Here is a 24249-nt window from a genome sequence, read left to right on the forward strand (position 1 = left end):
GCGGATGCGCGGAATCGAGGTCCTGGGGACGTGCGGTGCCTGGCCGGAGGCCGGGCGGGCCGCCAGCGGCTTCCTGCTGGAGTACGACGGGTTCCGGCTGGTGCTGGACCTCGGCTACGCGACGTTCCCGCGGCTGCTGGAGCACGGCGCGGGCGGACGGGTGGACGCGGTGGTGGTCACCCATGAGCACCCCGACCACTGCGCCGACCTCAGCGCGCTGAGCCGTGCGCTGTACTTCGCGCCGGAGCGGGGCCCCCGCGTGCCGCTGTACTGCCCGCCGGGGGTGGTCGGGCGGGTGCAGGCGATGGAGCCGACCGAGGACCTGGCCGAGGTCTTCGACGTGCACGCGCTTCCGTCGAGCCACCGGGTGGGGCCGTTCCGGCTGGACGCGGCACTGCTGCCGCACCACGTGCCGCACGCGGGCGTGCGGTTGACGGCTCCGGGGCTCGCCCTCGCGTACAGCGGCGACGCGGGGCCGGGCCCGGCCCTGGCCGAACTGGCCGCGGGGGCGGACCTGTTCATCGCCGGAGCCACCCTCCAGGGCCCGTCCGACGACCCCCGGCTGATGAGCGCCGAGGACGCCGGGGCCTGGGCGGAGCGCTGCGGGGTCGGGCGCCTGCTGCTCACGCACTTCTGGCCCGGCGCCGACCGCGCCCGCTCGATCGCCGAGGCCCGGAGCCGCTTCCCGGGCGAGGTGCTCGCGGCCGAGGAGGGCATGGCCCTCCCGCTCTAACAACCCCCCAGTGCGGCAACGAGCTTGGCGTGCAGCAGGCGGACGGCCGGGGAGTGCTGGTCCGGGCGGGCGACCAGGCCGAGGCGGGAGTGCACGGCGGCGTCGGCGATCGGGACGGTCCGCAGGCCGGGGTTCTCGACCGAGGACGTGCTGAGGACGGCGACGCCCGCGCCGCGCTCGGCCAGGCGCAGGAGGGTGGCCGGGGAGCTGGCGTCGATGTCCACCCGGGCGGCGAGGCCGAGTTGGGCGCAGGAGCGCTCGTAGGCGGCGCGCAGGCCCGTCCCCGGGGAGAGGCAGAGGACCTTCTCGCCGTACAGGTCGGCGAGCCGCAGCTCCGGCCGGTCGAGGCGGTGGCCGGGCTGGACGACGGCGGCGATCGGCTCGTCGATGACGACGGTGGCCTCCAGACCGGGGCCGACCTCTCCCGCGTAGCCGATCAGTGCCAAGTCGAGCGATCCGGCCAGGACTCGGGACTGGAGCAGGTCGGAGTGGCCCTCGTGCAGGCTCAGTTCGACGCCGGGGTGGGTACGGCCCAGGTCGGCGACGGCGTCCAGGAACGGTGGGATCGAGCAGCCCATGATCATGCCGAGCCGGACCCGGCCGCGCACCGCGTCGGCGAACTCGGCGGCCGTGTACCGGATGGCGTCGAGCGTGGCCAGGGCGCTCTTGGCCAGCGGCAGGACGGCCTCGCCCGCGGGCGTGAGCCGCACCCCGCCCCGGCCGGGCCGGTCCAGCAGCTGCTGGCCCAACTCGCGCTCCAGCTTGGCCACCTGGGTGCTGATGCCGGACTGGCTCACGTGCAGCCGCGCGGCCGCGGCGGTGAAGGAACCCTCGTCGACCACGGCGGCGAAGTAGCGCAGCTGGTGCATCTCCATGACCGCTGACGATAGGCGACGGGCGGCCGCGCCCCCGCGCGGGGCAGGGGCGCGGCCGCAGCTCCTCGCCGGGCTCCTCACCGGCGAGGGGTCTCCTTCCCCCGGATCCCTTCCTTCCCGCCGGGGAGGTCGGCCTCGATGCGCTCCTTGCGCACCTGGCCGGTGACGGTCTGCTGCTCGACGCGCTCCTCGGTCACCAGCCGCACGCGCTCGACCGGGACGGCCTCGGTGCGCACGACCGCGCGCTCGGCGTGCAGGGTGACCTCGTGCTCGGCCTCCGCGATCGGCTCGCCGGACATCGCGGCGCCCCGGTTGGCGTCGGTGATGGGCTCGTGCTCGACGCGGACCTCCTCGTGCCGCACCGGCACGGTCTGCCGCTCCTCCTCGGTGACGACGTACTTGTGCAGCTTGGCGTGGCCGCTCTCGTAGCGTTCGACGCCGACGCTCATCCGCTCCTCGGACCGGGTCATCGCGCCGTCCCACCCCCGGCGATCGCCCGACCGCGCGGCGGCGGGCGTGGGGGTCACGAGGGGGGATCCGGCCGGCGCCACGGCGGGAGCAGTGGTCCCGCCACCGGCGGCGGTCCGCTCGGCGGCCCTGCCGCCGTTGCCCGTCGCGATGCCGTAGTGCTGGTAGAGGCGACGCTCCTCCCGCCGGGCCAGGTGCCCGCCCTCCTCCAGGGCGACCATCGGCGCGGCCTTGACCTTCTCCTTCGGGTACGGCACCTGCAAGTGGTCGTCGACGACCTTCGCGTCGCCGATCGGCACGAACGACTCGCTCGATCCGAACCAACCGGTCCTGACGCTGACCCACTGCGGCTTGCCAGTGGCGTCGTCGAGGTACACGTGGTCCGCCTTGCCGATCCTGACGCCCTCGGCGTCGTGAACCGGGTGGTTCAGCATGGAACGGGCCTGCTGTTGGGTGATCATCGATTCCCGCCTCCTTCGCATTCCAGCTGAGGAGCGCCTTACCTGGTCGGAGCGGGCGAAACCGGTCCAGCTGACATTCACTCAGCGTGAGGGCGGCAACGATGCGTCACTTCCGGGGGCCCGCAGATATCACTGATAGTGATGTTCAGCATCCGATCCATCTGTTGGACGGATGGACGGGCAGCCGGGAGCATGGAGACATGACGACGACGAAGACTGCACGCGAGCTGGCCGAGACCTACTTCACCGCCTGGGAGGCGGGCGACTTCGACACCATCCGGGGGCTGCTGGCCGACGACGTGGACTTCGTCGGCGCGCTCGGCACGGCCTCGGGGGTCGAGGAGGCCCTGGGCGGGCTGCGGGGGCTCGGGCAGGTGCTGGAGAAGATCGACGTGAAGGTCCGGGTGGCGGAAGGCGACGAGGTGATCACCTGGTTCGAGCTGCGCACCAGCATCGCCCCGCCGGCGCCGACCGCGAACTGGATGCACGTGGAGAACGGGAAGATCGTCCGGATCCGGGTGACCTTCGACCCGCGCGGACTGCTGGCGGGGTTCGAGAAGAAGAACTGAGCCGGCCGGCGGGGCCGCAGCCGCCACGGGGGCGGCTGCGACCTGGTCCGGTTCGACGGGCTGGGGCGAAGAACGGGGAAGGCACCCGTCCCGTACGGGTGCTGACCTTGCGCGGGAGCGGAGACCCCCGGTCGTTTCAGGTGAAGTTCCGGGCGCGGCGATCCTCGGTGTCCGGCGCCCCGGGAAGCCTCTGGCGTGACGGCCGCTCGCTCGGAGCGGCCGCACGCCACCCCAGAGGATCCCCATGCGCATCGCCGCGCTCGCAGCCGCCGCCCTGGCCGTCACCGCACTGGCCGGCCCGGCCCCGGCCACTGCCTCCCCCGCCGTCCACGGCGCCCCGCAGGCCCCGGCCGGCCGGTACCTCAACCTGCACCAGTGCGTCTACAACAGCCCGCTCGGGCGGGCCAACTTCGATCTCATGACCACCCTGGTCCCGAGCCTGGACGGCCGGTTCATCGCCGGCACGGACATCTCCGACACCCCCGCCTCCGCCGCCGTGTGCGGCCCCGGGGACGGCACCTACGAGCTCAACGTCTACACGGGCGCCGAAGGCTACGACCTCACCGCCGGGCGCTACCTGAACCTGCACCAGTGCATCTTCTGGAGCGACTACGACCAGGACCACCTCACCACGGTGGTGGGGGCCACCGACCCCAAGTTCTACACCGCCACCAATGTCTCCAACTCGCCCGACAGCCAGGTCGTTTGCGGCGGCGGGGGCGCCGACCTCCCCATTCCCCTGCTGTCGAGCGCCACACCCCTGGACCTGACCGCCGGGCACTACCTGAACCTGCACCAGTGCATGTACTACTTCGACCGTTACCACGACCACATGACGACCTTCGCCCCGAGCCAGGACGGGCGGTTCAAGGCCGGGACGAACATCTCCAACACCCCCGACACGCAGCCCTCCTGCGGTCAGGGCGACGGGCAGTACCAGTTCGTCCCGATCCTCTCGGGCGTCAAGTCCTTCCGCATCGCCTGACGCCCCCGGCGCACCCGGCCTCGCACCGGCCCCGTCGACGCGGGGCCGGTCTCACCCGGCCCCGGGCCCCCCGAACAGCTCGTCCAGGTGGTGCCGGAGGATCGCCAGCGCCTGCTCGCCGTCCCGCTGCCCGCCCAGCACGCTCGACCCCAGCCCGTTCACCATCGCCAGCAGCCCGGCCGCCGCCATCTCGACGTCCCGCTCCGGCGCGATCTCCCCGGCCTCCCGCGCCGCCCTCAACTGCTTGGCCAGGAAGCCCTCCAGGACGGCCGGCGGCTGCGCGGCCTGCTTCGCCAGCACCTCCGGGTCGTTCAGCACCAGCGTGTAGTACGCCGCGTACGTCCGCGTGATCCGGCGGCTCTCGGCATCGGTCGGCAGGATGCAGGACAGGACCGCCGTCACCACCGCCCGGGGGGCGCGCGCCTCGCCGATCCACCGTTCCATCCGGGCCTGCAGCTGCGCGCCGAGCCGGGCCAGGGCGTCCAGCAGCAGGCCCTCCTTCGTCGTGAAGTAGTACTGCACGAGCCGCAGCGAGACGCCCGCCTCGGTCGCGACGGCCCGCATGCTGGCCGACTGCAGGCCCTCGGTGTCGGCGATGCGCAGCAGGGCCTCGGCGATCTGCCGCCGCCGCTCCTCGTGGTCGGCCTTCCCGGTCATCCTCACCCTCCACGATCCGATCCTGGTACACCCGTATCATGCATGTGATACACATGTACCATGCGAATCAGCGAGTTCAGGAACAGCAAGGCCGAAGCCCGCTACCGCACCGCCTACGAGCGTGCCCTCGCCCGGCTCTGGCGCGGCGAACGGACCTCGGTCGACATCACCACCGGCTTCGGCACCACCCGCGTCCACCGCGCCGGGACCGCCCACGGCGAGCCGATCGTGCTGCTCCCCGGCTCCGGCGGCAACTCCCTGATGTGGCACGCCTACATCGAGCCCCTCGCCGCCCGACACCCCGTCATCGCCGTCGACACCCTCGGCGAACCGGGCGCCGGGGTGCAGACCTCCCCCGTCCGCGACGCCCACGACGCCGCCGACTGGCTCGAAGAACTCCTCGCCGCCCTCGACGTCCCCGCCGCCCACCTCGTCGGCTGCTCCTACGGCGGCTGGATCGCCCTCCACCACCAGATCCGCCACCCCGGCCGCACCGCCACCCTCACCCTGGTCGACTCGGCCGGCCTCGCCGACCTCCGCCCCGGCTTCTACCGCTGGCTCGTCCTCGGCGGCATGGCCGCCATGGCCCCGCGGCGCCTGCGCCACCGCCTCGCCCACCGGCTCGGCAACAGCGCCCTGCTGGACGACGAGCTGATGACCCTGCTCCGCGCCTCCACCGGCTTCCGCCGTCGTCTCCCCCTCGCCACCACCCTCACCGACGACGAACTCCGCGCCGTCAGCGCCCCCGTCCTCGCCCTCCTCGGTGAACGCAGCGCCCTCCACGACGCCCCCAGCACCGCCGAACGCCTCCACCGCCTGCTCCCGGCCGCCGAGATCCACACCGTCCCCGGCGCCGGCCACTCCCTCACCACCGACGACCCGGCCGCCGTCCTCGCCGCCGTCCTCAGCGCGGCCTCCCGCCGGGCGAGTTGACCGCCGCCGGACGCGGTTTCGGCCAGCGCCTCACACCGATGGCGCGCGAGGCACCCTTGCCCCGCCCGGACGCGCGCCGCTTCCATGGCCGCATGGGCCGACGAGACCTCGTTCTTCTGACCGATCACAGCTCGACCGAGGGCACTCGGGACGCGATGGCCGCGGCCGTCCGGCGACTGACCGGCCGCGAGCCCGTCCACCTGGACGCGCGGCACTTCATGACGGACGGCACCGGCACCGGCACCGGCCGGATCGAGGCGGACGGCGACGGCCTCGCCCGGCTGGAGGCCGAAGGGCGCGTGGTCACCACGGACACGGTGGTCGTCTACGAGATCCCGCCCCACCGGCGCCCCGCGTTCGCCCACTGCCAGCGGCGGCTGCGGGCGTCCGGCGTCCGCTCGCTCGGCACCGACGCCGAGGCCTGGCGCGCGGCGACCGAGAAGGACCGTACGGTCGCCTGCTTCGACCGGGACGGCGTCCCGCACATGCCCACGATCACGCTCCCCTCCCGGCCGAGCCCGGAAGCCGCCGCGGCCGCCTTCGAACGGCTCGGCGGCGACGTCTGGGCCAGGCCGTGCGTCGGGATGGGCGGCGACGACGTCTTCCACGTCACCACACACGCCCAACTCGCCGCCGCCGCGCGGCACTACGCCGGCCTCGACACGGCCTGGCTGATCGCCCGGGACGCCCGGAACTTCACCCCGGACGGGCAGCGCCACCAGTACCGGGTGGTCGTCCTCGGCGGCCGGGTCGTCCGCGCGGTGGAGCACGTCCAGGCGGACCCGGACGCGCCGTGCAACGAGTGCCAGGGCGCCGTCTCCACTCTGCTGGAGGTCGACGAACTCCCGCCCGGCCTCGCGGAGTTGGCAGTCTCGGCGACCAAGTCCATCGGTCTCCCGCTGGCCGGCGTCGACCTCGCCGCCGAGAGCGGCGGGGTGGTCTTCGAGGTCAACGTCCACCCGGCGTTCGGCCACGACCGCGGAGTGGAACAGATCGCCGTCCCCTACGTGGCCGCGCACCTGCGGCCCTGAACCCGGCCCTGCTACGACGGGCGGCGGCGCAGGCTCAGCAGCAGCAGGACGACGGCCGTGATCACGGCCGAGGTGCGCAGGACGCCCGGGGCCATCGACCAGCTGAACTGGCCCAGCGGGGCGCCCGTCTGCACGCCCGCGCCGCCGCCCGCGCCACCGGCACCGCCGGCCTGCTTGGCGTGCTGCATCGCGAACAGCGTGCTCGCGCTCATCGTGGCCAGCGGGATCCCGATGATGACGAACTTGCGCATCAGGTCCGAGAGTTGGCGGGACAGGTAGCCGAGGCCCCAGCCCGCCAGCATGGCCGGGAAGAAGCCGGAGACCGCGCCGCCGACCAGCAGGCCGCAGGAGAGCAGGATCAGCGGGGACGGCTTGCGGGCACCCTTGGCCGGGCCCGGCTTCGCCTTCGCCGCGGGCGCGACCCTGGCCGCCGTCTGCTTCCGCTGCTTCTTCCCCGCCCCCGCCACCGGCGCGGCCTCGACCGGTGGGGCCTCCTCGCCGGCGCGCTGCTCGGGGATCGGCCTCGGCGCGGGCTCCGGCGCGTCCGAGAAGTCGAAGACGGTCATGCTCCACGGGCCGTGGCTCTGCACACCGGAGGGCGGCAGCGCGTCGGCCGCCCGGTCCTGCGGCCCGGCGACGCCCGGCAGGTCCAGCGACACCTGCCGCAGGCCGCCCGCGCTCGCCGCCGGCGGGTCGTACACGCTGTCGTCAGCGGCGGCAGCCGGCGGAGCAACCGGAGGAGCCGGAGGAACAGCCGGGACGGCCGGCACGCCCTCGCCCGCCCCCGAAGCGCCGGAACGGCCACTCCACGGCCCGCTCTTGCGCCACCACTCGCCGTCCGTCATCACCGACACCCCGCCTCGCCCGGCTCGCCCCTGACAGCGCGGCCGCCCACCGAACCGCCCTCGGCGTGACGCTACCCACCCTGCCCCCGACCACGCGAGTCCGGCCGGTCCGGTACGGTCCCGGCCGCACGAGGACACCCCGCCGTCCGCCCGCCCGACTAACCTAGGTCGAATGACCACACAGCAGGGCCCTCGACGCCAGGGCAGGTCCGCCCCCGGCCCCCGCACCCTCGCCGAGGAGCTGCGCGCCCGCCCCGACGACGCGCTCGCCGCCCTGCTGCGCTCCCGGCCCGACCTGCTGAACCCCGTCCCCGGCGACCTCACCCAGCTGTCCGCCCGGCTCTCCTCCCGCGCCTCCGCGCTGCGCGCCCTGGAGCGGCTGGACCGCTTCACCCTGCAGGTCGCCGAGGCGCTGGCGACCGCCCCGGACGGCACCGGCCTGGCCACCGTCCGCACCCTGCTGACCGGCCCGGCCAAGGTCAAGCCGCACCCCGGCGCCACCCCGCTCACCCCCGCCGACCGCTCGGCCGTCGCCGCCGCCCTGCCCCGCGCGATCGCCACCCTGCGCGACCGGGCGCTGCTGTGGGGCCCGGACAACGGCCTGCGGCTGGTCCTCGCCGTCCGCGAGGCGCTGGCCCCGACCGCCGCCAACCCCGGCCGCACCGGCCTCGGCCCGACCTTCGGCGAGGCCACCGCGGGCATGTCCCCGGCCCGGCTGCAGCAGTTGCTCGCCTCCGCCGGGCAGCCCGCCACCCCCGACCCGGTCACCGCCGTCGCCGCGCTCACCGACCTCCTCACCGACCGCGCCCGCTGCGCCGCGCTGCTGGAGACCGCCCCCGAGCCGGCGCTGCGGCTGCTGGAGCGCCTGGTCTGGGGCCCGCCCACCGGCACCGTCCCGGACGCCACCCGCCCGGTCACCGCCGAGGACGCGCAGAGCCCGGTCGAGTGGCTGCTCGCCCGCGGCCTGCTGCTGCCGAGCAGCCCCGGCAGCGTCGTGCTGCCGCGCGAACTCGCCCTGCACCTGCGCGGCGGCCGCACCCACCGCACCGTCGAGCCCGTCCAGCCGGAGCCCGCACCCGCCGCGCCGCCGCGCGACCCGCACACCGTGGACGCCGCCGCGGCCGGCCAGGCGCACACCGCCGTGCGGACCGTCGAGGAGCTGCTGGAGGCCTGGGGCCTGACCCCGCCGCCCACCCTGCGCGCCGGCGGCCTCGGCGTGCGCGACCTCAAGCGCACCGCCCAGACCCTGGAGACCACCGAGCAGCTGGCCGCGTTCTGGCTCGAACTCGCCTACACCGCGGGCCTGCTGGCCCCGGACGGCGAGGCCGACGAGTGCTGGGCGCCCACCCCGGGCTACGACGCCTGGCTGCAGCTGGACACCGCCGAGCGCTGGTCCGTCCTGGCCGGCGCCTGGCTCGCCGCCACCCGCGTGCCCGCCCTCACCGGCACCCCGGACGGCAAGGGCAAGCCGCGCGCCGCCCTCGGCCCCGAACTGGACCGCACCCTGGCGCCGTCCGTGCGCCGCGCCGCCCTCGCCCTGCTCGCCGAACTGCCGCCCGGCACCCCCGCCACCGCCGCCGAGCTGCTGCCCACCCTGCGCTGGCAGCGCCCGCTGCGCGGCGGCCCGACCGGCCCGGACGGCCACGAGCTGCGCGACAGCCTCACCGCCTGGACGCTCGCCGAGGCCGAACTCCTCGGCATCACCGGCCGCGGCGCCCTCGCCGCCCCCGCCCGCGCCCTGCTCACCGCCGAGTCCGACCCGGCCGAGGTGCTGGCCCCGCTGCTGCCGCAGCCGCTGGACCACGTGATCCTCCAGCCGGACCTCACCGCGATCGCCCCCGGCCCGCTGCTCACCCCGCTCGCCCAGGCGCTGGCGCTGTGCGCCGACGTCGAGTCCAAGGGCGGCGCCACCGTCTACCGCTTCACCCCGGCGTCCGTGCGCCGCGCCCTCGACGCCGGACGCACCGCCGCCGATCTGCAGGGCTTCCTGGCGCAGCACAGCCGCACGCCCGTCCCGCAGCCGCTCGGCTACCTGATCGACGACGTGGCCCGCCGCCACGGCATCCTGCGGGTCGGCGCCGCCTCCTCGTACCTGCGCTGCGACGACCCCTCGCTGCTGAACGAGGTCCTCGCCGACCGCCGGGCCGCCGAGCTGCGGCTGCGCCTGCTCGCCCCGACCGTCCTCGCCGCCCAGGCCGCCCCCGACGTCCTGCTCGCCACGCTGCGCGCGATGGGCTACGCGCCCGCCGCCGAGTCCGCCGAGGGAGACGTGCTGATCACCCGCCCGGACAGCCACCGCACCCCGCCCCGCGCGGCGCCGGTGCCCGTCCCGGACGGCCCGCCCACCCCGGACGACACCCTGCTCGCCGCCGCCGTCAAGGCCGTCCGGGCCGGCGACCGCGCCGCCACCGCCACCCGCCGCGAGCCCGTCCCCGACCCGCGCGCGCTGCCCCGCACCGCCGCCGCCGAGACCCTGGCCGCCCTGCAGACCGCCGTCCTGCTCGGCGAGCGGATGTGGATCGGCTACCTCAACGCCGAGGGCATCGCCAGCCAGCGCATCATCGACCCGGTCAAGGTCGAAGGCGGCTTCGTCACCGCCTTCGACCACCACGCGGACGAGCTGCGCACCTTCGCCCTGCACCGCATCACGGGCGTCGCGGAGCTCGACGAATAGCGGCTCAGTGCGCGGTCGCCTCCTTGAACTTCTCCTTGACCGCCTGGTCCGCCACGCTGCCGATCTGCCCCTGCCCGACCGGCAGCTCGCCGCCGCCGACCTGGTCGGCGATCAGGAACCCGGGCGCCGCCAGCAGCCCGCCGGGGCCCTCGCCGATGCCCGCGAGGGCGTGGGCGGAGCCGGCCGAGGAGGCGGTGGCCGCGAAGGCCGTGCCCGCGAGGGCGAGGGCGGTGAGAACACGCTTCGAAGTCTTCATGGCCTGCTCAACGAGCGGGTACGGACCGTGGTCACTCGGAGCGGTTGACGGGCGGGCGCACCCGGCGTAGTCCGGGAACAGGGGGTTCGCGAGAAGGAGGATCCACCATGCTCGGCGAACTGATCGGCGAATTCCAGGGCGAGGACACCGGCCGGCGGGTCATCGGCTCGGCCGAGGGGCACCCGATCGTCGAGGTGTCCTTCCGGGGCACCGGCAGCTACTACGGCATCACCGTCAACACGCTCGGCACCTACGAGTCCGAGCTCCGCGCCGACGGCTCCCTCTACGGCGAGGGCCAGGGCGTCGACATGACCGCCGACGGCCAGGGCGTCACCTGGCACGGCAGCGGCGTCGGCCACTTCACCGCGGACGGCGGCACCAGCTTCCGCGGCGCGCTGTTCTTCTCCACCGTGTCGCCCCAGCTCGAACGCCTCAACGGCGTCGTCGGCATGTTCGAGTACGAGACCGACGCGGGCGGCAAGTCCACCGGCAAGTTCTACGAGTGGAAGTAGCCCGTACGCGCTTCCCGCGGAATGCGCGACACTGGAGGGTCTGCGCCAATCCAGACTGTCAGCCAGTGGAGGGCTCCCCCGCGTGAACGACGGACCGCTCATCGTCCAGAGCGACAAAACTCTTCTCCTGGAGATCGACCACCCCAGGGCCGCCGACTGCCGTCGCGCCATCGCGCCGTTCGCCGAGTTGGAGCGGGCGCCCGAGCACGTGCACACGTACCGGGTGACGCCGCTCGGGCTGTGGAACGCGCGGGCGGCCGGGCACGACGCCGAGCAGGTGGTGGACGCCCTGGTGACGTACTCGCGCTACCCGGTGCCGCACGCGCTGCTGGTGGACGTGGCCGACACCATGGGCCGGTACGGGCGGCTCCAGCTGCTCAAGCACCCGACGCACGGCCTGGTGCTCACCACCACCGACCGGCCGGTGCTGGAGGAGGTGCTGCGCTCCAAGAAGATCGTCCCGCTGGTCGGCGCCCGGGTCGATCCGGACACCGTGGTCGTGCACCCCTCCGAGCGCGGCCAGATCAAGCAGGTGCTGCTCAAACTCGGCTGGCCCGCCGAGGACTTCGCCGGGTACGTGGACGGCGAGGCGCACCCCATCCGCCTGGAGGAGGACGGCTGGCAGCTGCGCCCGTACCAGGCGCAGGCCGTCGAGGGCTTCTGGCACGGCGGCTCGGGCGTCGTCGTGCTGCCCTGCGGCGCCGGCAAGACGCTGGTCGGCGCGGCCGCGATGGCGCACGCCAAGTCGACCACGCTGATCCTGGTCACCAACACCGTCTCGGCCCGCCAGTGGAAGCACGAGCTGGTCAAGCGCACCTCGCTCACCGAGGACGAGATCGGCGAGTACAGCGGCACCCGCAAGGAGATCCGCCCGGTCACCATCGCCACCTACCAGGTGATGACCACCAAGCGGAAGGGCGTGTACGCGCACCTGGAGCTGTTCGACGCCCGCAACTGGGGCCTGGTCGTCTACGACGAGGTGCACCTGCTGCCCGCGCCGGTGTTCAAGTTCACCGCCGACCTGCAGGCCCGCCGCCGGCTCGGCCTGACCGCCACGCTGGTGCGCGAGGACGGCCGCGAGGGCGACGTGTTCAGCCTGATCGGCCCCAAGCGCTTCGACGCGCCGTGGAAGGAGATCGAGGCGCAGGGCTACATCGCGCCCGCCGACTGCTGCGAGGTGCGGGTCACCCTGACCGACTCCGAGCGGCTCGCCTACGCGACCGCCGAGCCGGAGGAGCGCTACCGCTTCTGCGCCACCACCGCGACCAAGCGGCGGGTGGTGGAGGCGCTGGTCAAGAAGCACGAGAAGGACCAGACGCTGATCATCGGCCAGTACATCGACCAGCTGGACGAGCTCGGCGAGGCCCTGGACGCCCCGGTGATCAAGGGCGAGACCAGCAACGCCCAGCGCGAGAAGCTCTTCGACGCGTTCCGGAACAAGGAGATCGGCGTCCTGGTGGTCTCCAAGGTCGCGAACTTCTCCATCGACCTGCCCGAGGCGACGGTCGCCATCCAGGTCTCCGGGACCTTCGGCTCCCGTCAGGAGGAGGCCCAGCGCCTCGGCCGCGTGCTGCGCCCCAAGGCGGACGGCCACGCGGCCCACTTCTACTCGGTGGTCGCCCGGGACACCGTGGACCAGGACTTCGCCGCCCACCGGCAGCGCTTCCTGGCCGAGCAGGGCTACGCGTACCGCATCATCGACGCGGACGACGTCCTGTAGGACGACCCGTCAGAGGTCTCAGTAGACACCGTCGCGCCCGAGGAAGATCACGCGCGCGGCGGTGTCCAGGGCGATCCCGACGTTGCGGACGGCGGTGCTCAGCGGGTTGCGGCGGCGGCCCGGCAGGGCGGTGGCGCCGGCCGGGGCGGTGCGGGTTTCGTTTCGGCTGCTCATGTCTTCCACGGTAGGCACCCGACCGGCCCACGGCATCACTCCAAAGGCCGCATCCACCGAGGCGTCCGTCCTCCTCCAGGTGTACGGACGGCCCCGAGACCTGCGGGGCTGGAACCCTGAGACGGACGGGTCTAAGATCGTCCGCCTGCCCCCTCCCGCACCGTGGTACCTGCTGAAGTCCCGCAGGCAGCCGGGGGAGGTCCCGACCGCTCGGCAACCGGTCGGCCGTCCCCACTGTGAGCTCCATCGATCCGCTGCGCCCGCCACCGGGGCAGCCGGGAAGGTTCGCTGTGCCCGCCACCCCCACCACCGACCCCCTCCAGCGCGAACGCGACCACCTGGCCGCGTCCCGGTCCGCGCTGCGGGCGATGCGCGAGGACGTCCAGTCGCTCGACATCCGCGACGTGACCGGCACCTGGGTCACCGCCGTCGTCCTCCAGAACCAGATCGAGGCCAGGATCGCCGCCCTGGCCGACCTCGCCGACACCCCGCTGTTCTTCGGCCGGCTCGACTACCTGCACGCGATCAGCGAGGAGCTCAGCGAGGGCGGCGGCGGGGAGAGCTTCTACATCGGCCGCCGGCACGTCCACGACGCGGACGGCGACCCGATGGTGATCGACTGGCGCGCGCCGGTCTCCCAGCCCTTCTACCGGGCCAGCCGCACCGACCCGCAGGACGTCGAGCGCCGCCGCCGCTTCGGCTACACCGGCGGCGAGCTCACCGCGTACGAGGACGAGCACCTCTCCGACCCGGAGGAGTCGGACACCGCCTCCGCCCTGCTCGCCGCCGAGATCGAGAAGCCCCGCGTCGGCCCGATGCGCGACATCGTCGCCACCATCCAGCCCGAGCAGGACGAGATCGTCCGCTCCGACGTGACGGGCACCATCTGCGTCCAGGGGGCGCCCGGCACCGGGAAGACGGCCGTCGGCCTGCACCGCGTCGCCTACCTGCTGTACGCCCACCGCGAGCGCCTGGCCCGCACCGGCACCCTGGTGATCGGGCCGAACAACGCCTTCCTCTCCTACATCGAGCAGGTGCTGCCCGCCCTCGGCGAGCTCGACGTCGCCCAGGCCACCGTGCAGCAGCTGGTCGGCCACGTCGAGGTGCGCGGCGAGGACACCCCGCAGGCGGCCCGGCTGAAGGGCGACGCCCGGATGGCCGAGGTGCTGCGCCGGGCCGTCCGGTCCGGCATCACGCTGCCCACCGAGCCCTGCGTGGTGGTCCGCGGCTCCCGCCGCTGGCGCGTCCCGGCGTACGAACTGGCCGAGATCATCGAGGAGTTGAAGGGCCGCGAGACCCGCTACGGCGCCGCCCGGGACGCCCTGGCGCAGCGCATCGCGCACGCCGTGCTGGTGAAGATGGAGCAGGGCGGCGAGGCCCCGGACGACCGGGTGCAGGACGCGGTGGCCCGCAACAGCGCGGTCAAGGCCGTGGTCAAGGAGTGCTGGCCGGCCGTCGACCCGGCCAAGCTGGTGCTGCGGCTGCTCTCCGACCCGGAGTTCCTGGCCGGGTGCGCCGAGGGCGTGCTCACCCCCGAGGAGCAGCAGGCGGTGCTGTGGCCCAAGCCCGGCCGCTCGGTGAAGACCGCCCGCTGGACGCAGGCCGACGCCGTCCTGGTGGACGAGGCGACGGACCTGGTGCAGCGCACCCCCTCGCTCGGGCACGTGGTGCTGGACGAGGCCCAGGACCTCTCCCCGATGCAGTACCGCGCGGTCGGCCGCCGCTGCACCACCGGCTCGGCGACCGTCCTCGGCGACCTCGCCCAGGGCACCACCCCGTGGGCGACGGCGAGTTGGCCCGACGCGCTGCGCCACCTGGGCAAGCCGGAGGCGCACGTCGAGGAGCTGACCAAGGGCTTCCGGGTGCCGGAGGAGGTCATCGCCTACGCCTCCCGACTGCTCCCGGCGATCGCCCCGGGCCTGGCCCCGGCCACCTCCGTCCGTGACGCCCCGGGGTCGCTGACGGTCCGCCGGGTGTCCGAGGACGAGCGGACGCGGGCCGTCCTGGCCGCCTGCCGGGAGGCCCTGGAGCACGAGGGCTCGATCGGCCTGATCGCCGCCGACGCCCGCGTCCCGCTGCTCGGCGAGGCGCTGGCCGCGGCCGGCCTGCCGTACCTGTCCCCGGGGACGGAGACCAGTGCCGAGGCCCGGCTCACCCTGGTGCCGGCCTCGCTCGCGAAGGGCCTGGAGTACGACTACGTGGTGCTGGACGAGCCGGCCGCGGTGATCGCGGGCGAGCCGGACGAGCGGACCGGCCTGCGCCGGCTGTACGTGGCGCTGACCCGTGCCGTCTCCGGCCTGACGGTGCTGCACGCCGAGCCGCTGCCGGAGCAGCTGCGGTAGCCGAGGAGGGGCCGGCCCCGGAGGACCGGCCCCGTGCTCAGCCGTCGATCAGCGCCCGCCACTCGGCGACCTTGGCCGCGTCCACCGGCGTGTGCCAGCCGTCCGCCCGGACCGCGCCGCCGACGTGGAAGGCGTCGAAGCCCTCCGCCCGCAGCTCCTTCAGGTGCTCGGCCCGCAGGCCGCCGCCGATCAGGATCCGCGGGGTGTAGCCGGGCTCGCCCTTGCGGGCCAGCTCGGCCGACAGCACCTCGCGCCCGGCGTCCACCCCGGCGGCCGCGCCGGAGGTGAGGAAGGTGTCCAGGCCGGACAGCGCGGGCAGCGCGGCCACGGCGGCGCGCAGGGCGGCCCGGTCGGCGCTGTGGTCGATCGCCCGGTGGAAGGTCCAGCGGCAGCCGGCCACCGCCTCGGCGACGGCCGTGGTGGCGGCCAGGTCGACGCCGCCCCGGGCGTCGAGGAAGCCGAAGACGAACTCCTCGGCGCCCTCGGCCCGCAGCGCGGCGGCGCGGGCGCGCAGCTCGTCCAGGTCGCCGGGGGCGAAGCCGTCCCGGACGCGGAGCATGACGCGCAGCGGGATCGCGACGGCGGCCCGGATCCGGGCGAAGTCCTCGACGGACGGGGTGAGCCCGTCCGCGGCCATGTCGGTGACCAGTTCGAGCCGGTCGGCGCCGCCCGACTCGGCGGCCTGGGCGTCCTGGGGCGTCAGCGCGATGACTTCGAAAATTGGTCTAGACATATCGGATAGCCTGCCACATCGCACCGAACGCGGCGAGCCCCCGGCACCCGGCCGGGGGCTCGCCCGCTCATCCGACGATCAGACGCTCATACGCTTCACGCGCCCACCCACTTCACGCGCCCACCCGCTCGGGCCGCCGCCGCCCCAGCCCGTACGCCACCAGCGCCACCATCGCCAGCACGATCACCACCGGCGCCGCCGTCTGCGCCAGGTGCGAGATCCCGCGCGACTCGCGCCAGATGTTGAACAGGCTGCCCGGCGCCGTCACCGCCAGCACCGCCACGCCCACCGCGGCCGGCACCCGCCGCCCGCGCAGCGCGGTCAGGGCCAGCACCAGCGGGGCGGCCAGCATCAGCACGAACCACTGCCGGTCCACCGGGAAGTTCGTGTCGTCCCAGCGCTGGGCCGTCTCCAGCAGCGCGCCCGCGACCACCGAGGCCACCACCAGGCCGCCCGACCGCAGCGAGGGCCGGGGCAGCAGGTCGGCGGGCGCCGCGAGCAGCAGCAGCGCGGCGAACACGAACGGCAGCGTGGCCATCCCGATGTAGCCCGGCCACCAGAGGTCCGCGAACCGCGAGTCGACGAAGGCCCCGCCCAGCTCACCCAGTGCCAGCACGCCGAGGAACAGCGCGAGCCCGCGCGCCGCCGTCCACCGCCCCAGCGCGGCCGCCACCACGAGCAGCATGGCGCCCACCGGCTGGAGGAACACCTCCGCGTACGCGGAGAGCGAGTCGTTCCAGGTGAGCAGGAAGGTCACCCGGTCCGGATCGGCCAGCCACGGCACCAGCGCCGCCCCGGCCACCGCACCGGCGATCATCGGCGCGACCAGCGCCAGCAGCCGGCCCGCCGCCGTGGAGCCCGTCAGCCCGGCCCGCACCCGCAGGCCGTACAGCGCCAGGTCGAACACCTCGCGGGCGACGGCCGAGCGCCCGGCGTGCGCCGTGGTGTCCGCGAACACCGCGGCCAGTTCCTCCCCGCGCTCGCGGCGGTAGCCGGCCGGGTACAGCTGGAGCACGGCCCGCAGTGCGGCCGAGGGTGCGGCGGGCGCACCGATCGTCGGCGTGGTCATGTGGAGCTCCCCCCTGCCGCGGCGCGGCCCTGCGGCCCCGCGTTCCCCCGCAGCATCGATCGGACCTTGGAGAGGCGGCGCTCCGCCTCGGTGGCGACCGCCCGCAGCCGCTCGGCCTCGGTGGTCAGCGCGACCCGCCCGGCGTCGGTCAGCGCGTAGCTGCGGCGGGCGCGGCCGTCCACGATCTCCTCCGCGGCGACCTCGATCAGGCCCTGCTGGAGCAGCCGGTCGAGCGCGCCGTACAGGGTGCCGGTGCGCATCTTCACCCGGCCGTCCGAGATCGCGGCGATCTCCTGGATGAGCGCGTAGCCGTGTCTGGGGGCATCGGCCAGGGCGGTGAGCAGCAGCAGCGTCGGCTCCTGCATGGAGCGTTCTGTCATACGACTACATATATCGCCGAACGGCATATCTGTCCAGGGGCGCCCGCCCGACACAATGGGCCCATGCCGACCGACGAACCCGAGCGCGCCCCCGCCGCCACCGACGACCTGCTCGCCGCCTGGACCGCCCTGCTGCACCGCTGCGCCGCCACCGTCGACCCCGAGCCGTACGGGCGGGAGCTGCTGCGCCGCTGGTCCGAGCCGCAGCGCCGCTACCACACCGCCGACCACCTGCGCGCGGTGCTCCGGCACGTCGACGACCTCGCCGACCACGCCGCCGACCCGGACGCCGTCCGCCTCGCCGCCTGGTTCCACGACGCCGTCTACCGGCCCGACCGCAGCGAGAACGAGGAGCGCAGCGCCGCCCTGGCCGTCCGCGCGCTGACCGCCGCCGGCCTGCCCGCCGAACGCGTCGCCGAGGTCGAGCGGCTGGTCCTACTGACCGTCACCCACGACCCGGCCCCCGGCGACCGCGACGGCGAGGTGCTGTGCGACGCCGACCTCGCCGTCCTCGGCGGCCCCGCCGAGGCGTACGCCGGCTACGCGGCCGCCGTCCGCGAGGAGTACGGCTTCGTCCCCGCACCGGACTTCCGGGCCGGCCGGGCCGCCGTGCTGCGCCACCTGCTGGCGCTCCCGGCCCTGTTCCGCACCCCGGCCGCCCACGCCCGCTTCACGGCCGCCGCCCGCGCCAATCTCACGGCCGAGCTCGGAACCCTCTAGCTCAGCTCCCCCACCGGGGCCACCACCGCGCCCCGCTTGCCGCACACCCAGTGCGGCTCGGGGCCCAGCTCGGGCTCGACGCTCAGCGCGTGCGGGTCGCCGTCGTCCGCGCAGTCGGTGCACAGCGGCCACCGCCCGTACGCCTCCAGCAGCGCGTCCTGGACGTCCTGGGCGACCAGCCCGAGCACGTACTCGGTGCCGGCCGGCCACTGCTCCAGCCACCAGCGGCGATGGGTGACGGCCTGTTCCACCAGCGAGACGACGGCGGCGTCCGCCACGTCCCGCGCGGTGAGGTCGGCCAGGATCCGGGCCCGCGCGTGGTGCAGGGCGGTCTCGATGTCGTCGGAAGCCATCCGTCCATTCTCCGTGAGACCGGGAAACGCCGCGTGGGCGGCTCCCCGAAGGGAACCGCCCACGCGGACGAGGAACCAGCCGATCCGATCGGAACCGATCAGGATCAGAAGTCCATGTCACCGCCCGGCATGCCGCCGCCGGCGGCCGCGGCGGCCTTCTCCGGCTTGTCGGCGATGACGGCCTCGGTGGTGAGGAACAGCGCCGCGATGGAGGCGGCGTTCTGCAGCGCGGAGCGGGTGACCTTGGCCGGGTCGATGATGCCCGCGGCGACCAGGTCGACGTACTCGTTGGTGGCGGCGTTCAGGCCGTGACCGGCGGGGAGGTTGCGCACCTTCTCCACCACGACGCCACCCTCGAGGCCGGCGTTGGTCGCGATCTGCTTGATCGGGGCCTCGAGCGCGACCTTGACGATGTTGGCACCGGTGGCCTCGTCGCCGTCCAGCTCCAGCTTGTCGAAGGCGACACCGGCCTGCAGCAGGGCGACGCCACCACCGGCGACGATGCCCTCCTCGACGGCGGCCTTGGCGTTGCGGACGGCGTCCTCGATGCGGTGCTTGCGCTCCTTGAGCTCCACCTCGGTGGCCGCGCCGGCCTTGATGACGGCCACGCCGCCGGCCAGCTTGGCGAGGCGCTCCTGGAGCTTCTCGCGGTCGTAGTCCGAGTCGCTGTTCTCGATCTCGGCGCGGATCTGGTTCACGCGGCCCGCGACCTGCTCGCTGTCGCCGCCACCGTCGACGATGGTGGTCTCGTCCTTGGTGATGACCACCTTGCGGGCGGTGCCCAGCAGGTCGATGCCGGCGTTCTCCAGCTTGAGGCCGACCTCCTCGGAGATCACGGTGCCACCGGTGAGGATGGCGATGTCGCCGAGCATGGCCTTGCGGCGGTCGCCGAAGCCCGGGGCCTTGACGGCGACGGACTTGAAGGTGCCGCGGATCTTGTTCACGACCAGGGTCGACAGGGCCTCGCCCTCGACGTCCTCGGCGATGATGACGAGCGGCTTGCCGCTCTGCATGACCTTCTCCAGCAGCGGGAGCAGGTCCTTGACCGAGCCGATCTTGGAGTTGGCGATGAGGATGTACGGGTCCTCGAAGGTCGCCTCCATGCGCTCCAGGTCGGTGGCGAAGTAGGCGGAGATGTAGCCCTTGTCGAAGCGCATGCCCTCGGTGAGCTCGAGCTCCAGGCCGAAGGTGTTGCTCTCCTCGACGGTGATGACGCCTTCCTTGCCGACCTTGTCCATGGCCTCGGCGATGAGCTCGCCGATCTGGGTGTCGGCGGCGGAGATGGAGGCGGTGGAGGCGATCTGCTCCTTGGTCTCCACGTCCTTGGCCTGGGCCAGCAGCTGGTCCGAGACGGCGGCGACGGCCTTCTCGATGCCGCGCTTCAGGGCCATCGGGTTGGCGCCGGCGGCGACGTTGCGCAGACCCTCGCGAACCAGGGCCTGGGCGAGCACGGTGGCGGTGGTGGTGCCGTCACCCGCGACGTCGTCCGTCTTCTTGGCGACCTCCTTGACGAGCTCCGCGCCGATCTTCTCGTACGGGTCCTCGAGCTCGATCTCCTTGGCGATGGAGACACCGTCGTTGGTGATCGTGGGGGCGCCCCACTTCTTCTCCAGCACGACGTTGCGGCCCTTGGGGCCGAGCGTGACCTTCACCGCGTCGGCGAGCTGGTTCATGCCACGCTCAAGGCCGCGGCGAGCTTCCTCATCAAAGGCGATGATCTTGGCCATCAGAAGTGGTCCTCCGGGACACGGTCGACTGCTCGGACCAAGGGGTGCCCGCGACGGACGGCCCTGGTGCGCGGAGGTCCATTCCCTGCCGCTCCCGGGGGCCTCACCGACCCGGTCCGCTGTCACTCTCACACTGTGAGTGCTAACGCCAATGATTAGCACTCCGGGTGGTCGAGTGCAAGCCCAATCGGCAAGCCCGCGAGCCGCCGCCCCGGCTCCCGCGCCCCCGCCGCGAACACGCCGACGGGCCCGTACGACGCGTGTCGTACGGGCCCGTCGAGAAGCGAGTGGTCACCAGCCGTGGGCCGTGCCGAGCTCCTGGGGGTCGGAAGGGGTCAGCCCTCCACCGCAGCGCGGACCATGTCCGCCTGCGGGCCCTTCTGTCCCTGAGAGATCTCGAACTCGACCCGCTGGCCCTCCTCGAGGGTGCGGTAGCCGTCCATCTGGATCGCGCTGTAGTGGACGAAGACGTCCGCACCACCGTCGACCGCGATGAAGCCGTAGCCCTTCTCCGCGTTGAACCACTTGACGGTGCCCTGAGCCATTCCGAACTCCCCTAGTGCTGTGCTGGCCCTTCACGCGCCCGCAGGTAGCGGGCCCGGGTCTGGAGGCCGGCCCGGGGAACCCCCCCTGGGCGCAGCCGTGGACGCGCCATCCCGGCCCGGTTCGCCGGGCGCGGTGATGAACGTCGACCGCGGCTGAATGTATCCGGATCGACGCCCTCTGCAACAGGGCCAAAGGCCGGGAATTCCGGCGGTCCGTCAAGGGACAAGGTCGAACGAATCGGGAGGAAATCGGAATATCGCGCCGGACAGAGCGGACGAATTACCCCAGAACGCTGCCGGAATTCTGACATCTGCCTGACATGTTTCACGGCCCCGAAGCGGGCCGGCCCCTCGGCCGGGCCCCGCCCCGGCGAATCGTGGGGGGAACCCCCGGTTCCCAGCCGAGGCACACTCTACTCCCACTCGGGGCGGAAATATTCCCGCCGAAATGCAGCCGGCCGCCCGCGCGCACGGAGAACGGAATTCCGTACGCGCGAACGGCCGGTCGAGGGCCTTTCCGGGCCCGGGGCGGGTGGAAAGGGCGGCTCGGAAGCGTGGCTTGAATGCGTTGCTCGAAAGCGCGGCTCAGCAGCCGCCGGCCACCGCCGGAATGATCGAGACGCTGGCGCCGTCCCCGACCTCGGTCGCCAGGCCCTCGGCGAAGCGCACGTCGTCGTCGTTCACGTAGACGTTCACGAACCGGCGCAGCTTGCCGGTGTCGTCCAGGACGCGCGCGGCGATGCCCGCGTGGTTCTTCTCCAGGTCGGCGATCACCTCGCCCAGGGTGGCGCCCTCGGCGGTCACCTCGGCGGCGCCGCCGGTGTAGGTGCGCAGGATGGTGGGGATGCGGACGTTGGCGCTCATGGCTCTCCTATCGGGGTGGTTCAGGCGGACGCGAGGCCGGCGTCGCGGAAGGACTCCAGCGTCGGGCGGATGACGGCGGTCATCCCGGCGTCGGAGACGGCGTCCAGCGTCTTCAGGCCGTCGCCGGTGTTGATCGCGACGGTCTCCTTGGCCGGGTCCAGTCGACCCGTCTCGACCAACTTCTTCAGCACGCCCACGGTCACCCCGCCCGCGGTCTCGGCGAAGATGCCCTCGGTCCGCGCCAGCAGCCGGATCGCCGCCACGACCTCGGCGTCGGTGACGTCCTCGACCGCGCCGCCGGTGCGGCGGGCGATGTCCAGCACGTACGGGCCGTCCGCCGGGTTGCCGATCGCCAGCGACTTGGCGATGGTGTCCGGCTTCACCGGCCTGATCACGTCCCGGCCGTCCTTGAACGCGGTCGACACCGGCGAACAGCCCTCGGCCTGGGCGCCGAAGATCCGGTACGGCCGGTCCTCGACCAGGCCGAGCTTGATCAGCTCCTGCAGCCCCTTGTCGATCTTGGTCAGCTGCGAGCCCGAGGCGACCGGGATCACGATCTGCTCCGGCAGCCGCCAGCCGAGCTGCTCGCAGATCTCGTACGCCAGCGTCTTCGAGCCCTCGCCGTAGTACGGCCGCAGGTTGACGTTGACGAAGCCCCAGCCCTCGCCGGCCGGGTCCCCGATCAGCTCCGAGCAGAAGCGGTTCACGTCGTCGTAGTTGCCCTCGATGCCCACCAGTTCGCCGCCGTACACGCCGGCCATCACGACCTTGCCCTGCTCCAGGTCGTGCGGGATGAACACGCAGGAACGGAAGCCGGCCCTGGCCGCCGCCGCGCCCACCGCCCCGGCCAGGTTGCCGGTCGACGAGCAGGACAGCGTGGTGTAGCCGAACGCCCGCGCCGCCTCGATCGCGCAGGCCACCACCCGGTCCTTGAACGAGTGCGTCGGGTTCCCCGAGTCGTCCTTGACGTGCAGCGGCGCCGTGAAACCGAGCTCCCGGCCCAGGTTGTCGGCCTTCACCAGCGGGGTCCAGCCGGGGTTCAGGTTGGGCTTCTCGGCCACGTCGGCCGGCACCGGCAGCAGCGGCGCGTAACGCCAGATCGAGGCGGGCCCGGCCTCGATCCGCTTGCGCAGCTCCTCGGCGGCGGCACTGCCGAAGTCGTACGCGATCTCCAGCGGCCCGAAGCACTCCAGGCAGGCGAAGCTCGGACCGAGCGGGAAGCGGGTGCCGCACTCCCGACAGGACAGCGCTGCGGCGGGGCCGAGGTCCACGGAAAGGGGTACGGCGGTGTCGATAGCCATGATGGCGAGGCCTCTCTCCTCATCTTCCCCGCGGCGCGGTCGCGCCACAGGCCGGAATTGGCACCTGTCCCGCCGGGGCCTGTCGACGACAGCCGCGCGAGAAGGTTGCCGGGACGTCAACGGGCCGTTCCCTCAGTCCCTCTGGATGAGCTTGTGAAATTGTGGTGGTGCGTGGGCGGCGACCCCGACGTGCGATGGTCCGACCGCTGTACGAAGACTGTATCCGAAGGCGACAAACCCGAAAGGGACTGTCCGCCACGCGAGATGACGCGTCCCACCCGACCCCGCCGAGGAGATTGCCGTGCCCGCCGAACCGACTCCCGAGCTCCTCCCGCCGGTGGCGTCCTGGCTGCGCCGCCGCTCGTGGAGCGCGGCCGACCGGCCGGTCCGCACCCTCCTCCAGGCCAAGGAGCGCACCGGCCAGACCGTCAGCGTCGTCCTGCCCGCGCTCGACGAGGAGGCCACCGTCGGCGACATCGTCCGCACCGTCCGGCGCGAACTGATGGAACGCCTCCCGCTGGTCGACGAACTCGTGGTGGTCGACTCCGGCTCCACCGACGCCACCGCCGCCGTCGCCGCCGAGGCCGGCGCCCGGGTGGAGCACCGCGACGCCGTCCTCCCCCGGCTGCCCGCCGTCCCCGGCAAGGGCGAGGTGCTCTGGCGCTCCCTCCTGGTCACCCGCGGCAGCATCGTCTGCTTCGTCGACGCCGACCTGCGCGAGTTCGACCCCGCCTTCGTCTCCGGCATCCTCGGCCCGCTGCTCACCGAACCGGACATCCAGCTGGTCAAGGCCATGTACGACCGCCCCCTCGAGACGGACTCCGGGGCGGTCGTGCCGGCCGGCGGCGGCCGGGTCACCGAACTCGTGGCCCGCCCGCTGCTCAACCTGCACTGGCCGGAACTCGCCGGTTTCGTCCAGCCCCTCGGCGGCGAGTACGCGGCCCGCCGCTCACTGCTCGAACGGCTGCCCTTCCCCACCGGCTACGGCGTCGAACTCGGCCTGCTGGTCGACGCGTTGGAGCTGGTCGGGCTGGACGCCCTGGCCCAGGTCGACGTCGGCGTCCGGCACCACCGCCACCAGGACGGCCAGGCCCTCGGCCGGATGGCCGCCACCATCTACCGCACCGCCCTGGAACGCCTCGACCGCACCCACCGGCTCAAGGCCTCCGCCGACCTCGTCCACCCCCTGCTCACCCAGTTCACCCGCGACCCGGAGACCCGCGGCTTCACCGCCCACACCCACCCCGTCACCGCCCTCGAACGCCCCCCGATGCACACCGTCCCCGAGTACGCGACCCGGCGTTGAAGGGTTTGCGGAATCC

Annotated in this window: 25 protein-coding genes and 1 riboswitch; of the genes, 11 read left to right on the forward strand and 14 right to left on the reverse strand. The window is 73.7% G+C overall.

Annotated elements, in window-relative coordinates:
• Positions 1 to 4: 4 nt before the first annotated feature.
• Positions 5 to 733 carry an MBL fold metallo-hydrolase gene (locus tag AB2U05_RS14400; RefSeq protein ID WP_045709900.1) on the forward strand — a complete coding sequence of 243 codons (729 nt, stop codon included), beginning with the start codon at positions 5 to 7 and terminating at the stop codon, positions 731 to 733.
• On the opposite strand, the gene AB2U05_RS14405 is transcribed toward AB2U05_RS14400, so the two are convergent.
• Entirely contained in the window at positions 730 to 1608 is an 879-nt protein-coding gene (locus AB2U05_RS14405; RefSeq protein WP_369183409.1) for a LysR family transcriptional regulator, read from the reverse strand. The genes AB2U05_RS14400 and AB2U05_RS14405 overlap by 4 nt on opposite strands.
• Before the next feature lie 77 nt (positions 1609 to 1685).
• Positions 1686 to 2537, reverse strand: coding sequence for a PRC and DUF2382 domain-containing protein (locus AB2U05_RS14410; RefSeq protein ID WP_369183410.1), 852 nt, complete (start codon positions 2535 to 2537; stop codon positions 1686 to 1688).
• 200 nt (positions 2538 to 2737) lie between these two features.
• Between AB2U05_RS14410 and AB2U05_RS14415 the strand changes: the two genes are divergently transcribed.
• Both AB2U05_RS14415 and AB2U05_RS14420 read left to right on the forward strand, forming a co-directional pair.
• The gene (locus AB2U05_RS14415) at positions 2738 to 3106 is read left to right on the forward strand and encodes a nuclear transport factor 2 family protein (RefSeq protein ID WP_045692333.1); all 369 of its coding nucleotides are present in this window, start codon (positions 2738 to 2740) and stop codon (positions 3104 to 3106) included.
• A gap of 244 nt (positions 3107 to 3350) precedes the next feature.
• Positions 3351 to 4091, forward strand: a complete 741-nt coding sequence (locus tag AB2U05_RS14420) for a hypothetical protein (RefSeq protein WP_045692332.1) — start codon at positions 3351 to 3353, stop codon at positions 4089 to 4091.
• Between the two features lie 51 nt (positions 4092 to 4142).
• Here AB2U05_RS14420 and AB2U05_RS14425 read toward each other — a convergent pair whose 3' ends face one another.
• Positions 4143 to 4748 (reverse strand): TetR/AcrR family transcriptional regulator, encoded by a 606-nt coding sequence (locus AB2U05_RS14425; RefSeq protein ID WP_369183411.1) that lies wholly within the window; start codon positions 4746 to 4748, stop codon positions 4143 to 4145.
• Between the two features lie 60 nt (positions 4749 to 4808).
• Here AB2U05_RS14425 and AB2U05_RS14430 point away from each other — a divergent pair, with 60 nt between their 5' ends.
• Both AB2U05_RS14430 and AB2U05_RS14435 read left to right on the forward strand, forming a co-directional pair.
• Positions 4809 to 5681, forward strand: coding sequence for an alpha/beta fold hydrolase (locus AB2U05_RS14430; RefSeq protein ID WP_369183412.1), 873 nt, complete (start codon positions 4809 to 4811; stop codon positions 5679 to 5681).
• A 92-nt stretch (positions 5682 to 5773) separates the two neighbouring features.
• Positions 5774 to 6712, forward strand: coding sequence for a RimK family alpha-L-glutamate ligase (locus tag AB2U05_RS14435; RefSeq protein WP_369183413.1), 939 nt, complete (start codon positions 5774 to 5776; stop codon positions 6710 to 6712).
• Positions 6713 to 6723: 11 nt separating this feature from the next.
• Here the strand turns inward: AB2U05_RS14435 and AB2U05_RS14440 are convergent, their stop codons facing one another.
• On the reverse strand, positions 6724 to 7413 hold the full coding sequence (locus tag AB2U05_RS14440; RefSeq protein WP_369183414.1) for a hypothetical protein: 690 nt from the start codon (positions 7411 to 7413) through the stop codon (positions 6724 to 6726).
• 316 nt (positions 7414 to 7729) lie between these two features.
• On the opposite strand from AB2U05_RS14440, the gene AB2U05_RS14445 reads away from it, so the two are divergent.
• Complete coding sequence (locus AB2U05_RS14445; RefSeq protein WP_369183415.1) at positions 7730 to 10231, forward strand: helicase-associated domain-containing protein; 2502 nt, start codon at positions 7730 to 7732, stop codon at positions 10229 to 10231.
• Between the two features lie 4 nt (positions 10232 to 10235).
• On the opposite strand, the gene AB2U05_RS14450 is transcribed toward AB2U05_RS14445, so the two are convergent.
• A complete protein-coding gene (locus AB2U05_RS14450) occupies positions 10236 to 10487 on the reverse strand; it encodes a hypothetical protein (protein WP_045692326.1) in 252 nt (83 codons plus the stop codon).
• 107 nt (positions 10488 to 10594) lie between these two features.
• Here AB2U05_RS14450 and AB2U05_RS14455 point away from each other — a divergent pair, with 107 nt between their 5' ends.
• Together AB2U05_RS14455 and AB2U05_RS14460 are read left to right on the forward strand one after the other, a co-directional pair.
• Positions 10595 to 10999 (forward strand): hypothetical protein, encoded by a 405-nt coding sequence (locus AB2U05_RS14455; RefSeq protein ID WP_045692325.1) that lies wholly within the window; start codon positions 10595 to 10597, stop codon positions 10997 to 10999.
• Positions 11000 to 11081: 82 nt separating this feature from the next.
• The gene (locus AB2U05_RS14460) at positions 11082 to 12719 is read left to right on the forward strand and encodes a DNA repair helicase XPB (RefSeq protein ID WP_369183416.1); all 1638 of its coding nucleotides are present in this window, start codon (positions 11082 to 11084) and stop codon (positions 12717 to 12719) included.
• A gap of 18 nt (positions 12720 to 12737) precedes the next feature.
• Here the strand turns inward: AB2U05_RS14460 and AB2U05_RS14465 are convergent, their stop codons facing one another.
• Positions 12738 to 12893 carry a hypothetical protein gene (locus AB2U05_RS14465; protein ID WP_157881977.1) on the reverse strand — a complete coding sequence of 52 codons (156 nt, stop codon included), beginning with the start codon at positions 12891 to 12893 and terminating at the stop codon, positions 12738 to 12740.
• A 368-nt stretch (positions 12894 to 13261) separates the two neighbouring features.
• Here AB2U05_RS14465 and AB2U05_RS14470 point away from each other — a divergent pair, with 368 nt between their 5' ends.
• Complete coding sequence (locus tag AB2U05_RS14470) at positions 13262 to 15235, forward strand: AAA family ATPase (protein ID WP_369185954.1); 1974 nt, start codon at positions 13262 to 13264, stop codon at positions 15233 to 15235.
• A 37-nt stretch (positions 15236 to 15272) separates the two neighbouring features.
• Here the strand turns inward: AB2U05_RS14470 and AB2U05_RS14475 are convergent, their stop codons facing one another.
• From AB2U05_RS14475 to AB2U05_RS14485, 3 genes are all read right to left on the reverse strand, one after another.
• The gene (locus tag AB2U05_RS14475) at positions 15273 to 15968 is read right to left on the reverse strand and encodes a copper homeostasis protein CutC (RefSeq protein WP_045692323.1); all 696 of its coding nucleotides are present in this window, start codon (positions 15966 to 15968) and stop codon (positions 15273 to 15275) included.
• 112 nt (positions 15969 to 16080) lie between these two features.
• Entirely contained in the window at positions 16081 to 17037 is a 957-nt protein-coding gene (locus AB2U05_RS14480; RefSeq protein ID WP_045692322.1) for a hypothetical protein, read from the reverse strand.
• Entirely contained in the window at positions 17034 to 17417 is a 384-nt protein-coding gene (locus AB2U05_RS14485) for a PadR family transcriptional regulator (RefSeq protein ID WP_045692321.1), read from the reverse strand. The genes AB2U05_RS14480 and AB2U05_RS14485 overlap by 4 nt, the downstream gene beginning before the upstream one ends.
• A gap of 63 nt (positions 17418 to 17480) precedes the next feature.
• Here AB2U05_RS14485 and AB2U05_RS14490 point away from each other — a divergent pair, with 63 nt between their 5' ends.
• The gene (locus AB2U05_RS14490) at positions 17481 to 18137 is read left to right on the forward strand and encodes a hypothetical protein (RefSeq protein ID WP_045692320.1); all 657 of its coding nucleotides are present in this window, start codon (positions 17481 to 17483) and stop codon (positions 18135 to 18137) included.
• On the opposite strand, the gene AB2U05_RS14495 is transcribed toward AB2U05_RS14490, so the two are convergent.
• The 5 genes from AB2U05_RS14495 to thrC form a co-directional block, all read right to left on the reverse strand.
• Positions 18134 to 18490 (reverse strand): hypothetical protein, encoded by a 357-nt coding sequence (locus tag AB2U05_RS14495; RefSeq protein ID WP_045692319.1) that lies wholly within the window; start codon positions 18488 to 18490, stop codon positions 18134 to 18136. The genes AB2U05_RS14490 and AB2U05_RS14495 overlap by 4 nt on opposite strands.
• A 104-nt stretch (positions 18491 to 18594) precedes the next feature.
• The gene (gene groL, locus AB2U05_RS14500; protein WP_045692318.1) at positions 18595 to 20217 is read right to left on the reverse strand and encodes a chaperonin GroEL; all 1623 of its coding nucleotides are present in this window, start codon (positions 20215 to 20217) and stop codon (positions 18595 to 18597) included.
• Positions 20218 to 20552: 335 nt separating this feature from the next.
• Positions 20553 to 20762, reverse strand: coding sequence for a cold-shock protein (locus AB2U05_RS14505; RefSeq protein WP_045692317.1), 210 nt, complete (start codon positions 20760 to 20762; stop codon positions 20553 to 20555).
• Between the two features lie 585 nt (positions 20763 to 21347).
• Entirely contained in the window at positions 21348 to 21626 is a 279-nt protein-coding gene (locus AB2U05_RS14510; protein WP_045692316.1) for a ubiquitin-like small modifier protein 1, read from the reverse strand.
• A gap of 20 nt (positions 21627 to 21646) precedes the next feature.
• Positions 21647 to 22927, reverse strand: coding sequence for a threonine synthase (gene thrC / locus AB2U05_RS14515; RefSeq protein ID WP_045708791.1), 1281 nt, complete (start codon positions 22925 to 22927; stop codon positions 21647 to 21649).
• Between the two features lie 16 nt (positions 22928 to 22943).
• Positions 22944 to 23079: riboswitch (SAM riboswitch) on the reverse strand.
• A 185-nt stretch (positions 23080 to 23264) separates the two neighbouring features.
• Here thrC and AB2U05_RS14520 point away from each other — a divergent pair.
• The gene (locus AB2U05_RS14520; RefSeq protein ID WP_107072837.1) at positions 23265 to 24233 is read left to right on the forward strand and encodes a glucosyl-3-phosphoglycerate synthase; all 969 of its coding nucleotides are present in this window, start codon (positions 23265 to 23267) and stop codon (positions 24231 to 24233) included.
• The last annotated feature ends 16 nt before the right edge of the window (positions 24234 to 24249 follow it).

The sequence above is a fragment of the Streptomyces sp. Y1 genome (genome assembly GCF_041053115.1).
Classification (GTDB): domain Bacteria; phylum Actinomycetota; class Actinomycetes; order Streptomycetales; family Streptomycetaceae; genus Kitasatospora; species Kitasatospora rubellomurina.